Raw genomic sequence first — 14,870 nt, 5'->3', positions numbered from 1 at the left:
CCGGGGCATGTTTGGGCCGGATAGCGGCATTAGGGGCTATAATTTACCATTAATGGTAAGATTGCATATAACCTGGCTAAATTCGGACAATATTTTTTAGGTGATGATCAGGCAATTGTAACAACAAATCACGAATTTTAAGAAATTATGTACCTTAAGACAATAATTACCTAACCTCTAATTTCAGCCAATATGAAACAATACCTTGTCGTTATTTTTATGGTTACTGCGTCACTGAGTTTGAAGGCCCAGCACAGCCTCGAAAAACTTTGGGAAACAGACAGTGTGATCAATTTACCGGAGTCTGTTTTGCCCGATATAAAAGCGGGTATCCTGTATGCTTCTGTAATGGGCAATAATCCGAACGATAAGGACGGCATTGGTGGCGTTGCCAAGCTGAGTACTACTGGTAAAATGATTGATCATGACTGGATCACCGGTTTAAATTCGCCAAAAGGACTGGGCAGGTTTGGGAATACCCTTTATGCTGCAGACCTGAGTGATGTAGTGGTGATTGATATGGCGAAAGGAAAGGTAAAACTTAAAATACCGGTAGACAGTGCAAAATTTTTGAATGACATTACAGTAAGTGATAAAGGCATTGTATATGTTTCTGATTCGAGGACCAAGCGTATTCATCGGATTGAAGGCAATAAGGTATCCTTATATATGGAAAATGTGAACGGCGTGAATGGACTAAAGGCAGTGGGTGATGAACTGTATATTGCCGGAGGTAAAACGCTTTGGAAGGCTGATGCAAATAAAAAACTGACCAGGATAGCTGAACTGCCCAATGGTGGCGATGGTATAGAGCCGGTTGGGAATGGCGACTGGCTGTTTTCCTGCTGGGGTGGTTATGTTTATTATGTGCATGCCGACGGCAAATACGAGCTACTGCTGGATCTTCACCTGGAAAAAAAGAATACGGCTGATATCGGTTATGATCCGGTTAATCGTATCGTTTATATTCCTACGTTTTGGAAAAAGAGTGTAATGGCTTATCAGTTAAAATAACAGGTATTTTAATTTTGGTAAAGTATATTTAATATTTTTTAATAAAATATAACAAGAATTTTATACTAAATAAATGGTTTCGTAATTTAAAAGTGTGAAATTAGAATTCTTATTTAAGAATAAGTTTTCAAAACACACAACACAAATTATGGAATCAAGAAGAGAATTTATCAGGAAATCCCTGTTGCTATCCGGTGCTGCCGGGCTTTCAACTATGCTGCCCGCATCTATACAAAGGGCACTTGCCATTAACCCCAGGTTGGGCAGCAGCTTTCTTGATGCAGAACATATTGTGATACTCATGCAGGAAAACAGGTCGTTCGACCATTGTTTTGGTACCTTGCAGGGCGTAAGGGGTTTTAACGATCCGCGTGCAGTTACCTTACCCAATAAAAAACCTGTATGGATGCAAACCGATGCTGCAGGAAATACTTATGCCCCTTTTCGCTTAAACATTAAAGATTCTAAGGTTACCTGGATCGGTTCCCTGCCGCATTCGCGGGCAAGCCAGGTAGATGCTTATAACAAAGGCAAGTACGATGGCTGGCTGACCGCAAAAAAATCCGGCAACAAAAAATATTCGGGCATGCCTTTAACCTTAGGGCACTACAACCGGGAGGATTTGCCTTTTAATTATGCTATGGCAGATGCTTTTACGGTTTGTGATCAGAATTTTTGTTCGGGAATGACCAGCACTACACCCAACAGGTCTTTTTTCTGGACAGGTAAAATCAGTTATGACCTGGATGGATTGCAAAAGGTAAACATCAGGAATGATGATTTTAGCTATGGCAAATTGCCCTGGCGCGCTTTCCCGGAGCTGCTGGAAGAAAACAATATTCCATGGAGCTTTTACCAGAACGACTTAAGCTGCGGTGGCGGTTATAAAGGCGAAGAGCGTGCCTGGCTGGCCAATTTTGGCTGTAACCTGCTGGAGTTTTTTGCTGCTTACCATGTTAAGTTCTCATCACGCTATGTGAAAAACCTGCAGAATCTGGTAGAGACCCTGCCTGAAGAGATCAATAAACTGCAGGAAGCAAGCCCTTCGAGTGAAGCCGCTGCTAAAAAAATAAAAGCCGATCTTAAAAATAAACTGGAGGCGCTGGACAATGCCGCTGCAGAACTGAAAAAATGGAGTACGGAGGAGTACAATAAGTTGTCTGATAAGCAAAAGCGCCTGTTTAAAAATGCTTTTGTGATCAATTCAGGAGATCCGGATTACCGAAGTATCACCACTTTAAGCTATAATGACGGCGACACCAAACGTGAAGTGACCGTGCCTAAGGGGGATGTGCTTTACCAGTTCAGAAAAGATGTGAATACGGGTAAATTGCCTGCCGTATCCTGGCTGGCCGGACCACAGAATTTTTCGGATCATCCCAGTGCGCCCTGGTATGGCGCATGGTATGTTTCGGAAATACTGGACATCCTGACCAAGAATCCGGAAGTCTGGAAGAAAACAATCTTTATCACTACTTACGATGAAAATGATGGTTATTTTGATCATGTAAAACCATTTTCTATCCCTGACAATAAGGTTGCTGGAACCGGTAAGGTATCTGCAGGGATTGATACAGAGGTAGAACATGTAAGGCTGGCCAATGAACTTAAGCAGGGCATACCGGAAAAGGCCGCAAGAGAAGCACCTATTGGTCTCGGTTTTCGCGTGCCCATGCTGATTGCTTCGCCATGGAGCAGGGGGGGCAGGGTATGTTCAGAAGTATTTGACCATACATCTACCCTGCAATTTCTGGAAGTTTTTTTCAGTAAGAAGTTAAATAAAGAGATAAAAATTGAGAACATCAGTAAATGGCGCAGGGCGATATGCGGCGACCTGACTTCGGTGTTTACGCCTTTTAACGGGGAGAAAGCGGATCAGATAGCTTTTCTTAAAAGGGATGCTATGGTGGAAAGCATTTATAATGCTAAATTTAAAGACGACCCTTCAGGCTTTAAAAAGCTAAGCAATGGAGATGTTGCTGCTTATGTGGCCAATCCGCTTTCCGGAAAGGTTATGTCGGTACAGGAAAAGGGGATACGACCTTCCTGTGCATTGCCTTATGAGCTTTATGCCGATGGACAATTGCAGGCCGATAAGCAGAATTTTGAAATAAAGTTTAAGGCTGGTAATGCGGTTTTTGGCAAAAAAGCTGCAGGTTCTCCTTTTACCGTATATGCACCTGTTGCGTTTAGTGATGCCGAAACGGGTACGCAGGTGTGCCGGAACTGGGCTTTTGCCGCTGTAGCTGGCGATACAGTAACCTACAGCTGGCCGCTGGCAAACTTTGAAAATGGCAAATATCACCTTAAAGTTGATGGGCCAAATGGTTATCACCGGGAATATATAGGCTCGGGTAACAATCCGGATTTAACAGTGCATTGCGAATATGAGGCTGTAAATGGCAAGCTGACCGGTAACGTACTGTTAAAAGTAATCAATGCAAACCGATCAAAAAGTTATGCCATAGTGATTAAAGATCTGGGTTACCGTAAAAATGACCTTAAAAAGGACATTGCTGCAGGCAGCAATCAGGAGATTGTACTGGACCTGAAGCAGATGCATGGCTGGTACGACTTTAGTTTAAGCGTAGAGGGCGCCGAAAATTTTGTACAAAGGTATGCAGGAAGGGTAGAAACCGGTGCGGCCAGTTTCAGTGATCCGGTTATGGGAGGAATTGTTTAGTTTACTATAGCATTGATAAAGAAGAATGTTTAAATTGGTGGAAACAATAAAAACATCTTTATGGCTAAAGTACATCAATATCAGGCGACACTTACATGGGCGGGGAATAAAGGTTCAGGAACAATGGACTACAGGTCGTACGACAGAAGTTACATTATTTCTATTGCCAACAAGCCGGATATCCTGGGCTCTTCAGATTCTGCATTTCTGGGTGATAAAACGAAACATAATCCGGAAGACCTTTTGCTTGCCTCACTGTCTTCCTGCCATATGCTATGGTACCTGCACCTGTGTTCACAGCAGGAGATCATTGTAATGGAATACAAGGATACACCCATTGGGAGTATGCTGGAAAAACCTGATGGGAGCGGCCATTTTACAGAAGTTACTTTAAATCCTGTTGTGGTCATAACCGATGCATCGCAAATTGAAAAGGCAAATGCCCTGCACGAACAGGCCAATAAAATGTGCTTTATTGCCAATTCATGCAACTTTCCCATCAAACACCAGCCTAAGTGTATTGTAGAACGCGGTTAGCCTCGTTCTACATATGCTTTCAATTTGTTTAGTTTAATTTTATTTTGTTTTAAAAGTTTTAATTTAGTTATTTTAGGTATTCTTTCTTTAAAGTTTTAAACAGGAATTTTAAAGCGGACCAGATATATTAACCGGATTAGAACATGCCTGCACTACTTATGCCGAATAAACGGCGATGGTTTATTATTTTTATCATATTTCTGGCCATCGTATTTAACTATTTTGACAGGCAGATCGTATCTATTCTTAAGCCGGTTATTAAAAAAGAATTTGCGCTGAACGATGGCGGCTATGCGCTTATCCTGAATATTTTTACCGTGTGTTATGCCATTATGTATCCCGTTTCGGGCTGGCTGGTAGACAGGTTTGGCGCTAAAAAGGTCATGTTTGCAGGGATTATCGGCTGGTCGGTAGCCTGTATTGGGGGCGGTATTTCCAGGACATTTGGTCAGTTTACTTTTTTTCGTGGTTTACTCGGGATGTCAGAACCCACCAATTTTCCTGCACAGTTAAAGGTGGTTACCGTTTGGTTTCCGGGCAAACTGAGGGCTACGGCCAATAGTCTTTGTGTTGCAGGCAGTTCCATAGGTGCCATTATTGCCCCGCCATTGGTAGCCTGGCTGGCCATTACCTATAACTGGCATACTGTATTTATTGTTGCAGGGGTGGTTGGACTGATCATTGCATTGCTCTGGCTGTTGGTTTACCGGGACCCGCCTGCGGAGATTGCCCTTGAAGCTGCCGGAACTGCTAAAATTGAGGAAAGCCCTTCCTTTACCTGGAAGCAGCTGTGGGGAAGAAAAAGCTTATGGGGCATTTTGCTCATCAGGTTTGTAAGTGATCCGGTATGGTATTTTTGCCTGTTCTGGCTTCCCGGATATCTGCAGGAACAATCTGGCTTTTCCCTTGCCCAAATGGGCATGTTTGGCTGGATCCCATTTCTGGTGGCCGACCTGGGGGCTATAGGTACAGCGGCCTGGTCGGACAGAATGGTAAGAAAAGGAAAGGAACCATTAAAGGCAAGAAAAGTGATGCTGACCAGTGTAGCTGTATTGGCGCCGCTTTGTGTCCTTACGCCTTATATTCCCAATCCCTTTGTCACCTTGTTTATTTTTAGCATTGTAGCGGTAGCTTGTTTAAGCTGGTTATTTACCATCAGCGTGGTTATTGCCGAAGCTTTTCCTGTTAAAAATGTAGCCAGTGTTTTGGGTATTGCCGGTGGTTTTGGCGCCCTGGGTGCAGTAGGCTTTAATTACTTTGTAGGTCAGTTTATGGGCACATTGGGTGCTGAAAAGATATTTATTGCCATGGCTTTCTTACATCCGGTTGCGGTATTGATACTGTGGACAATGGTAAGGCCCGAGAAGCCGGTTGTAGCTGTGGCAAAATTGGATAGTATAGCATAAGTTTTAAAATAGAATGGAAATGGAAAATAGAACGATGATTACGGAGCCGGCCAGAGATTTGCCGGTACGCCTGGACGTTGATGTATTGGTGGTTGGTGGGGGCCCTTCAGGAATCATTGCAGCCCAGGCTGCTGCTGAAGATGGGTTAAAGGTTACCCTGATCGATAGCCGGAGTTTTGTAGGGGGTAACATGACGATAGGTTTGCCGGTACTCGGTTTTCTGGGACAAAAAGGAAACCAGATCATCAAAGGCATTCCGCAGCAGTTTATAGCGCGCCTGAAAGAAAAAAATGCGGCCAGTGAACACAGGCCTTGTCCGCTGCACATGAGCCTGACCCTGGTGGAACCTGAAGCAGTAAAAAATGTGGGCCTGGAGATGCTGGTGGATAGTGGGGTGAATGTTTTGCTGTATGTATTTTTTGCGGGTGTGGTTATGGAAGGTAACGCAATTAAAGGGGTAATTATCGAAAGTAAATCGGGCAGGGAAGTTATCCTGGCCAAAACTATAATTGATTGTACTGGCGATGCCGATGTAGCCTTTAAAGCAGGGGTGCCCTGTGAGCAGGGCAATGAACATGGCGGTGCACAGCCTCCAACTTTAATGTTCTGTATGGCTGGCGTGGATACTGAAAAGTTGCGGATGTCTATTGCCCGGGAGCCCCGTACCTATTTAACCGATTTTATCCCTGCTGAATATTTCGGACAAAATAACCAGTTTATTGTAGTGGGCTTACGGAGTGTGATGGAAAAGGCCCGGGAAGCTGGGTATCATTTGCCGGTTGAGCGTACGATTTTGATCACCGGTTTGCGTGAGGGCGAAATATGGGTCAATATGTCCAGGATTAACGGTGTGGATGGTACCAATCCGGAGAGTTTAACCTATGGGGAAATTGAAGGGCGTAAACAGGTAGAGGAGATCCAGCGTTACCTGAATGAGTATGTACCCGGTTTTGAGCGGGCAGTGTTCACCAAGATGGCCCCGTTTTTGGGGATCAGGGAAACCCGTCGCATTGTGGGGCAGTATGTGTTGACTGCTGATGATATTCTGGCTTGCCGGCGCTTTGATGATGCCGTTGCGGTGGCCAGCTATCCTTTGGACATCCACCATCCTGAAGGCGGTGGCTGTACCCTCACCTGGTGCGGGGATTGTTACGACATCCCTTACCGTTCACTGATCCCGGAAAAGATAGAGAACCTGATTGTGGCAGGCAGGTGCATTTCTACTACCCACGAGGCCATGTCGGCCATCCGGGTAATGGCACCTTGTATGGCGATGGGTGAAGCTGCCGGAAGGGCTGCAAAAATGAGCATCAGGAAAGGCGTTTTACCTGCTCAGTTGAATGTGGCGGAATTGCAGGCTGAATTGCTGGAAAAGGGCGCTTACCTGAATCCAAAACAGCTGGTCACTTCATAAGTATGGTTTCAAGAAGAAATTTTATCAGGGCTGCCGGCCTGCTTGCTGCCAGCCCTGCAATAAGCAGGCTCGGCTATGCCGCTAAACCTTTGCTGCCGGCCATTGCTGCCGGAAAGCATAAAATACTGACCTGCAACATCCGGGTCGATCTGCCTGAAGATGAGCAGGCAGGTTTTGGCTGGAATGGCCGTAAAGAGATTTGTGCCGCAATTATGCTGCAGCAAAAGCCCGATATCATTTGCATGCAGGAAGTATTGCGAAACCAGAATGAGGACCTAAAAAAGGTATTGAAAGGCTATTTTTCCTTTGGCTTTGAAGGCCCGGAGATGGATGCCTTTACAACGGGGTATCATGGCATAGCCAAAAATCCCATCTTCTTTTCAGAAAAAAGATATGAACTGCTCTCGGCTGGTGGTTACTGGTTGTCTGAAACCCCACTTATGGCCGGCAGTTTATCCTGGGATTCTGCCAGGGCCAGGAATGCCAACTGGGTAAGGCTGAAGGACAGGCAATCGGGCAAAGATTTCAGGGTAGTCAATCTGCACCTGGACCATAAAAGCCAGCCGGCCAGAGAGAAACAAATGGAGATGGTGCTCGCAGATGCAGCGCAATACCCAAGGGATTACCCCCAGCTGCTGGCAGGTGATTTTAATGCATCTGCCGAAAATAAGGTTTATGAGCTGGTGATATCAGCGAAATGGAAAGATACTTATACCACCTTGCATGGGGAAGCAGAACCCGGATATCCTGTTCATCAGTTTCAGGGTGAAAACTATGCAAAAAAAGGAAAGAAGATAGATTTCATTTTTTGCAAGGGGGAGGTAACCGCTCAATCGGCAGGAATTTTAAAGGATAACGTTAAAGGTAAGTATCCAAGCGATCATTATTTTGTATCTGCTGAAGTGATGATCTGATCAGATCCGAGAAAATTAAGGTGCAATAAAAAAGCCTTTCAGAATAGCTGAAAGGCTTTTTTATTGTGGGAGATACTGGGTTCGAACCAGTGACCCCCTGCTTGTAAGGCAGGTGCTCTGAACCAGCTGAGCTAATCTCCCTCTGGGTTCTGCTCTTTTTTATTTGAAACAGCTGAGCAGCTGTTTTTGTGGGAGATACTGGGTTCGAACCAGTGACCCCCTGCTTGTAAGGCAGGTGCTCTGAACCAGCTGAGCTAATCTCCCCTTGGTTCTGCTCATTTGTTTAAAAAACCAGCTGAGCATGCTGTAAATTTATATCAAGGATCCCCTTGATTTGGGATTGCAAATATACATCCTAAAATGATTTTTGCAAAAAAAGATATCGTTTTTTACGAGAGCACATCCTCAAGGACCTGGTGCGAACGGATTTCTCCAAAAGACGCGGTATGTAAAGTGTAGTAAACCAGTATTTTATCTAGGATGGATCGTCTGGTTTTGTTTTCCAGGTTTATTTCATTTATTTTTTCAAGAGGCAAAGAAAACAGGGAAATAAATAATGCCGCATCGTCTTTATCCAGGAAATGGGCATGCACAGGGGTTGAAGATCTGAATTCCCCTTCCTGCAGATCGAAAAAACTCTGGTTACTTTTGGTTAGGGTGCTTGGTGCGAATCCCAGGAAACGGGAAAGCTTTAATAGGAAAGAAAGATGAAAATTTACGTTTAATTCTTCTGTTTCATCAAACCAGCATATCGCATTAAAAATAAAATCAAATAAATGCTCATCCGTGGTTTGCTGCCTGATGCTTTTGTACAATACTTCATTCAGGAAAAGTACAATAGTACTTTTAATGATGTCGTAAGGAATGCTGCGGAAAACCGGGGATGGCCTGAGCGCTGAAACACGCTGTATATTTGTATTGGCCTTATGGTAAACAATCATGTCTACCAGGTGCAGGGGCTGTAACATGTTCATACTGATTTTGGCCCTCGGTTTTTTAACTCCGTTGATGATATAAGATTGTATGCCGAATTTTTCTGTAAAAATCTGCACGATCACACTGCTTTCACTGTATAAAGTGGTTTTTAAAACAATGCCCCTGGTTTTATGCAACATGATCAAGCAGCTTTGGAATGAATATGACGAGGCCTATAATTAAAGCAGTACCTGCCGCCAGCAATACTGCCGCTGCGGCCACATCTTTCACTATCCTGGCTTTTTCATGATAGGCAGGCGAAACGAGATCCACCAGTACTTCTATGGCTGTATTAAACAGTTCAGCAACGATCACCAGGCCCGATGCAGCGATCAGCCAGAACCATTCGCCGGCTGCCAATTGAAAATACCAGCCTGCAATGCCCGCAATAAGCACCGCTACTACGTGGAACTTAAAATTAAACTGCGTTTTAAAAGCGTAAGCAACACCTGAAAATGCATAGCTGAAGCTTTTAATAAATTTTTGCATCTTAAAGACAGATTAGGATTACAAAGTAAGGCATGCTTTCTTACATATCCAATTGTTTCTACAGAAGCTTTATCTTTGGTTAATTTTTAAAAGGAATGTCTGAAGAAAAAACCATCCTGCATCCAAGAAATAAACACCGTTCAAGATATAATTTCCCTGAACTGATCAAAACCTTACCGGAGTTGTATCCATTTGTTGCTGTCAATTCCTATGGCGGCGAATCTATCGATTTTTCTGATCCGGTAGCGGTTAAGCTATTGAATAAAGCGCTGTTAAAACATTTTTATGGAATTGACAACTGGGATATTCCAGCAAATTATCTGTGTCCGCCTATTCCGGGCAGGGCAGATTATGTGCATTACCTGGCAGATCTGCTTGCCCGGAATAATAAGGGAATTGTGCCAAAAGGCAACCGTGTAAAAGGCCTGGATATCGGCATTGGTGCAAATTGTATTTATCCGATTATTGGACTGCGGGAATACGGATGGAGTTTTGTAGGTTCGGATACAGACCAGGGAGCCATTAAGACGGCTAAAGCTATTGTTGCGGCGAATTCTTTGCTGGCCGGTGCTGTAAGTTGCAGACTGCAGCCTAACCCAAAAGATATTTTTAAGGGTATTGTAAAGCCGGGAGAGCTGTTCGACTTTACGATGTGCAATCCACCCTTTCATGCTTCGGCAGCTGAAGCGCAATCAGGGACCAAAAGAAAACTGCAAAATCTGGGCAAACATACAGGAAAAGAAACGGTGCTGAATTTTGGGGGCCAGCAGGCTGAATTGTGGTATGATGGTGGAGAACTCGCCTTCATCAGAAATATGATCAATGACAGCATGGTTATTGCCAATCAGTGCCTTTGGTTTAGCAGCCTGGTTTCAAAAAGCAGTAACCTGTCTTTTATCTATAAAGCGCTTCAGGGTGCCGGGGCTTTGCAGGTAAAAACAATAGAGATGGCACAGGGCCAAAAGATCAGCCGTTTTGTGGCCTGGAGCTTTTTAACTGAAACTGCACAACAGCAGTGGATGGGAACAAGGTGGCGCTAGTCGAGCATTAAGGGTTCATCGTCCTCATCTGTCAGGCTCAGCTGGATACTGTCTGTACCGGCAATACCTTCAATAGAACCACGGATATGGGCGGCATTCAGCATCACCTTTTCAAGTTGTTTTTCCCTGGCTTTCCATAGTTTTTCCATAGCATCGCGCTCCCGCTGAATGGAAAGTTTCATGCTCATGAAGCCTTCACGTATGGCCTTCCATTGTTCAGAAAACTCATTACTGGTCAGGTAATCGTATAACATATGCATTTTATCGCCCCTGTTTTCCTGTGATTTTGCGGCGCTGAAGAGTTTAACGATGCCATCCCTTAAGATATAGGAAACGGCCTTTACTTCATCAAAAGAACAGATCCATACCCCATCTTTTTCTCCAAAACAATCCATTCCTTTAGGGTATGCCTGTGTTACAATTACGGCTACATCCACGCCCATACTGCGCATGTCCCTTTTCAGCTTTTCAATCCATTCCAGCGAGAAGTCCTTGGTACGTTTGCTTTCATAGATGATCTTACCACATTCCTGTCCAAACTGGTTCCTGATGTGGTGCACGCAATCTGCACCCCTTACACCTTTACCAACTTCAGTAACCAGATCGAAGGGAAAGGCGTTGCGTAACAATTCTTCCAGGATCAGTTCCTGTACTTCGCCCTGCAGCTGCATAGAACCTTGTTCAGCTTTGCGCTTCATCTCTTCTGCAAGTTTCTTCTGATCGTCAAGCTGCTTTTCCAGTTCTTTTACCCTCAGCTGGTGTTCTGTATCCTTTAGGCTGGTTTTTTCTGCCTCCTGTTTACGGATTTGCTCTACCATTTCTGCCCGTTGTTCCTGCAGTTTGCGCTGGATCTGCAGTTCCATCTCGGCTTCCCGCTCCTTCATGGCCTGTTCTTTTTTCAGGAAGTCCAGTTCTTTTGAGCGGGCCAGCTTTAGTTTTTCTTCGCTATCTTTATTCGCGTTATCGAGCATTTGCAGCTTGTTCTCAAAATCAGCTGCAATACTTTTACGTAAATTCTCTTCTAGTATATGCTGTAACTGTTTTTTTTCTTCTTCCAGCTTTTGTTCAAAAAGCTGGGCCTGTTGTTTTTTCTGCAGTTCAAAAGCCTGTTCCTGTTGCTTTTGCTGCTGGGCAAACTCATTCAGTTTTTTGCTGTATTCCTCATCCTTTTGTTTGGTAAAAGATACCATCTTTTCGCGAAGGTCTTTCTTATACTCCTCTGCCATGACTTCCTCAATAGGGAAAGTATGTGAGCAATTAGGGCACTTTATTTCTGTCGACATATATTCGGTGTTATAGGAATTTAACGCTATCAGATCAATACAAATTTACGACTATCTCTTTACAAAAAGGCTTTCGCCAAATTTCATAGATACACTTCTGGATTCTTCTTTTTCAATCTGTATGTTCAATGAACCATCAAAATCTATCACTTCCAGTACTTTTATTTTTGTGCCTATGGTGATCTTTAGTTTTTCCAGGTACTGTAAAAAAAGAACGGAGGTATCTTTAACGGCTACAACTTTGCAGGTTTCTCCGGCCCTTACTTCTGCAAGTAAAATCTTGTCCACTATAGGGATATCTCCGTTAGCCTTCGGAATAGGGTCTCCGTGAGGATCGAATTCAGGAAAATTCAGGAACTCTTCGAGTTTGTCTACCAGTTTGGCCGATTGGATATGTTCCAGTTGTTCGGCTACTTCATGTACCTCATCCCAACTAAAATCCAGTTTTTCATACAGAAAGGTTTCCCAGAGCCGGTGTTTCCTCAATATGGCAATACCTTTATTTCTGCCCAGTTCTGTCAGCAATATCTTTCCGTATTTCTGATAGCTTACCAGCTCCTTTTCTTTCAGCTTTTTTAGCATATCGGTAGCTGTGGCTGGTTTTACGCCCAGGTGCGCCGCCATTTCGTTCGTACCTGCTTCCGGTCGTTCTTCGTTCTGGAAACTCAACATCAACAGGGCCTTTAAATAGTTTTCTTCAGTATAGGATAGCATGCTGCAAACTTAGATGAAATTTTCTTTTAATAAAATATTAAATATGTCAAGTTATATTTGTTAGGTTAATCTAACTTTTATAGTTTTGTGAAATTGAATTTTAAATTAGATAAATAGAAAACATGCGTATTGTCCTTACTTTTGCTCTTTTTGTTAGTTATTTCCTGTCTGCTTCAGCCCAATCGGGCAGTATAGGCGGACAGGTCATTTCCGAAGGCCAGCCGCTCCAGGCGGTTACCCTGATTTTGCAGGGCAGCGCTCTGGCTACAAAAACAGACAGTATGGGAAATTATGTTTTTAGCAAAATTGCCGCGGGTACATATCAAGTTCAGGCCACTGCAATTGGTTTTAGAAAAACACTTAAATCAGTTGTATTGAAAGCAGATGAGTACAGGGCACTGAATTTTGACCTCAGTAATTTTCAAAACGACCTGAATGAAGTAGTGGTTACGGGGACTTTAAAAGAGGTGAAGCGTTTGGAAAGCCCTGTTCCAGTAGAAGTATATACCCCCGCTTTTTTTAGGAAAAACCCTACACCAAGTATTTTTGAGGCACTTCAAAATGTAAACGGTGTAAGGCCGCAATTGAACTGCAACATCTGCAATACCGGGGACATTCATATCAATGGCCTGGAGGGCCCTTACACCATGATCCTGATTGATGGGATGCCTATTGTAAGCAGCTTATCAAGTGTATACGGACTTTCGGGGATCCCGAACTCACTGGTAGAACAGATTGAGATTGTTAAAGGGCCCGCATCGTCCTTATATGGAAGCGAGGCGGTAGGGGGCTTAATCAATATCATTACCAAAAAGCCGCAAAATGCCGCTTTATTTTCTGCTGATATTTTTACCACCAGTTATCAGGAATGGAATGCCGATCTGGGTTTTAAGTTTAAAGCAGATAAAGAAACAGATGTGCTGACCGGTGTAAATTATTTTAAATATGGCCATCCTGTAGACCATAACCACGATAACTTTACCGATGTGACCCTGCAAGACCGCATTTCGGTATTTCAGAAATGGAATTTTAAAAGGAAGTACAACCGGATCTTTACATTGGGTGGCAGGTATGTGTATGAAGACCGATGGGGTGGCGAGATGCAATGGAACAAATCTTACCGGGGTGGAGATCAAGTGTATGGGGAAAGCATTTATACCAACCGCTGGGAGCTGATCGGAAATTACCAGTTACCGGCAGCTGAAAAACTATTCCTTGCTTTTTCCTATAATGAGCACAATCAGGATAGCAGGTATGGAACTACCTCTTATATTGCCGAACAGAAAATCGGCTTTGCCCAGCTAACCTGGGACAAGCAGTTGCGGAACCACGACCTGCTGTTTGGCGCTGCACTGCGCTATACTTATTACGACGATAATACGCCGGCTACAACCGGATTGAACCAGGACTTAAAAAGCAATACCTGGCTGCCCGGATTTTTTGTTCAGGACGAGATCAGCCTGGCCGCGAAGCATAAATTTCTTGCGGGCTTCCGTTACGATTACAATTCTGTACACGGAAATATATTTACGCCCAGGCTGGCCTATAAATGGAGCATCAACGATAACAATATTCTGCGTTTAAATGCTGGTACAGGTTTCAGGGTAGTCAATATTTTTACGGAAGACCATGCGGCTTTAACCGGTGCCCGGGAAGTAAAGGTGGCCCATGAACTGAAACCTGAAAAGACCTATAATGTAAACTTTAATTTTCTGAAAAAGATGTATACCGAAAACGGTACTTTCTTTGGCATTGAAGCTTCAGCTTTTTATACCTATTTCAATAACCGGATCATTGGTGATTTTGACAGCAATCCCAATGAAATTATTTATGACAACCTGGACGGTCATGCGGTAAGCAAAGGTTTCAGTGCAAATATGGATCTGAGCCTGAACAATGGGCTAAAGATTATCTTTGGCGGTACCTATCAGGACGTTGCTACTTATGAACATGGGATTAAAAAGCAACAGATCCTGACGGAAAAGTTTTCCGGTAACTGGGCTGTTTCCTATAAGATCTCTCCGCTTAAGCTGAACGTCGATTATACCGGAAATATTTATAGCCCGATGCGCCTGCCTTTATTGAGTGACACGGATCCAAGAAAAGAATATTCTCCAACCTGGAGCATTCAGAATATCCAGCTTACTTTTACTGGTTTCAAAAAGATTGAGCTGTATGGAGGGGTGAAAAATCTACTCAACTGGACACCCAATAGGGGAAATCCTTTTATCATTGCGCGTGCAAATGATCCATTTGACAAACATCCTGAGGTAGACAACCCTTATCATCTGACTTTCGATCCTACTTACGTTTATGGGCCCAATCAAAATATAAGAGGTTTTCTGGGTATTAGATTGACAATTAAATGATGTGGAGGTTTGCCTTAAATCAATTAACTTTA

12 protein-coding genes and 2 tRNA genes are annotated in these 14,870 nt (G+C 43.6%); 8 read left to right on the top strand and 6 right to left on the bottom strand.

Annotation, left to right across the window (positions count from 1 at the left end; genetic code table 11):
• Positions 1 to 192: 192 nt before the first annotated feature.
• From HDC92_RS17250 to HDC92_RS17225, 6 genes are all read left to right on the top strand, one after another.
• Positions 193 to 1,014, top strand: coding sequence for an ATP-binding protein (locus tag HDC92_RS17250; protein ID WP_012780630.1), 822 nt, complete (start codon positions 193 to 195; stop codon positions 1,012 to 1,014).
• Between the two features lie 148 nt (positions 1,015 to 1,162).
• Complete coding sequence (locus tag HDC92_RS17245; protein WP_183876303.1) at positions 1,163 to 3,697, top strand: phosphocholine-specific phospholipase C; 2,535 nt, start codon at positions 1,163 to 1,165, stop codon at positions 3,695 to 3,697.
• Positions 3,698 to 3,757: 60 nt separating this feature from the next.
• On the top strand, positions 3,758 to 4,234 hold the full coding sequence (locus HDC92_RS17240; RefSeq protein WP_012780632.1) for an OsmC family protein: 477 nt from the start codon (positions 3,758 to 3,760) through the stop codon (positions 4,232 to 4,234).
• Positions 4,235 to 4,377: 143 nt separating this feature from the next.
• Positions 4,378 to 5,640, top strand: coding sequence for an MFS transporter (locus tag HDC92_RS17235; RefSeq protein WP_255484567.1), 1,263 nt, complete (start codon positions 4,378 to 4,380; stop codon positions 5,638 to 5,640).
• A 19-nt stretch (positions 5,641 to 5,659) separates the two neighbouring features.
• Positions 5,660 to 7,054 carry an FAD-dependent oxidoreductase gene (locus HDC92_RS17230; RefSeq protein ID WP_183876301.1) on the top strand — a complete coding sequence of 465 codons (1,395 nt, stop codon included), beginning with the start codon at positions 5,660 to 5,662 and terminating at the stop codon, positions 7,052 to 7,054.
• A 2-nt stretch (positions 7,055 to 7,056) separates the two neighbouring features.
• Positions 7,057 to 7,968: an endonuclease/exonuclease/phosphatase family protein gene (locus tag HDC92_RS17225; RefSeq protein WP_183876299.1), complete on the top strand. Its 912-nt coding sequence runs from the start codon at positions 7,057 to 7,059 to the stop codon at positions 7,966 to 7,968.
• A 66-nt stretch (positions 7,969 to 8,034) separates the two neighbouring features.
• On the opposite strand, the gene HDC92_RS17220 is transcribed toward HDC92_RS17225, so the two are convergent.
• The 4 genes from HDC92_RS17220 to HDC92_RS17205 form a co-directional block, all read right to left on the bottom strand.
• Positions 8,035 to 8,109, bottom strand: a tRNA-Val gene (locus HDC92_RS17220).
• A gap of 48 nt (positions 8,110 to 8,157) precedes the next feature.
• Positions 8,158 to 8,232, bottom strand: a tRNA-Val gene (locus tag HDC92_RS17215).
• Between the two features lie 125 nt (positions 8,233 to 8,357).
• A complete protein-coding gene (gene recO, locus HDC92_RS17210) occupies positions 8,358 to 9,083 on the bottom strand; it encodes a DNA repair protein RecO (RefSeq protein WP_183876297.1) in 726 nt (241 codons plus the stop codon).
• Complete coding sequence (locus HDC92_RS17205) at positions 9,073 to 9,432, bottom strand: diacylglycerol kinase (protein WP_183876295.1); 360 nt, start codon at positions 9,430 to 9,432, stop codon at positions 9,073 to 9,075. Before HDC92_RS17205 ends, recO begins: the two co-directional genes overlap by 11 nt.
• Positions 9,433 to 9,527: 95 nt before the next feature.
• On the opposite strand from HDC92_RS17205, the gene rlmF reads away from it, so the two are divergent.
• Positions 9,528 to 10,472 carry a 23S rRNA (adenine(1618)-N(6))-methyltransferase RlmF gene (gene rlmF, locus HDC92_RS17200; RefSeq protein ID WP_183876293.1) on the top strand — a complete coding sequence of 315 codons (945 nt, stop codon included), beginning with the start codon at positions 9,528 to 9,530 and terminating at the stop codon, positions 10,470 to 10,472.
• Here the strand turns inward: rlmF and HDC92_RS17195 are convergent.
• Both HDC92_RS17195 and HDC92_RS17190 read right to left on the bottom strand, forming a co-directional pair.
• Positions 10,469 to 11,755 carry a DUF2130 domain-containing protein gene (locus HDC92_RS17195; protein ID WP_036675108.1) on the bottom strand — a complete coding sequence of 429 codons (1,287 nt, stop codon included), beginning with the start codon at positions 11,753 to 11,755 and terminating at the stop codon, positions 10,469 to 10,471. The two genes, rlmF and HDC92_RS17195, sit on opposite strands and share 4 nt — an antisense overlap.
• A 51-nt stretch (positions 11,756 to 11,806) precedes the next feature.
• Positions 11,807 to 12,469 (bottom strand): metal-dependent transcriptional regulator, encoded by a 663-nt coding sequence (locus HDC92_RS17190; protein ID WP_183876291.1) that lies wholly within the window; start codon positions 12,467 to 12,469, stop codon positions 11,807 to 11,809.
• A 122-nt stretch (positions 12,470 to 12,591) separates the two neighbouring features.
• Between HDC92_RS17190 and HDC92_RS17185 the strand changes: the two genes are divergently transcribed.
• A complete protein-coding gene (locus HDC92_RS17185) occupies positions 12,592 to 14,838 on the top strand; it encodes a TonB-dependent receptor (protein WP_183876289.1) in 2,247 nt (748 codons plus the stop codon).
• Positions 14,839 to 14,870: the final 32 nt, after the last annotated feature.

It is taken from the genome of Pedobacter sp. AK017, from assembly GCF_014200825.1.
Taxonomy (GTDB): domain Bacteria; phylum Bacteroidota; class Bacteroidia; order Sphingobacteriales; family Sphingobacteriaceae; genus Pedobacter; species Pedobacter heparinus.
The sequence above is the reverse complement of the archived record's forward strand: the minus strand, read 5'-3'. Positions and strand labels throughout refer to the sequence as shown.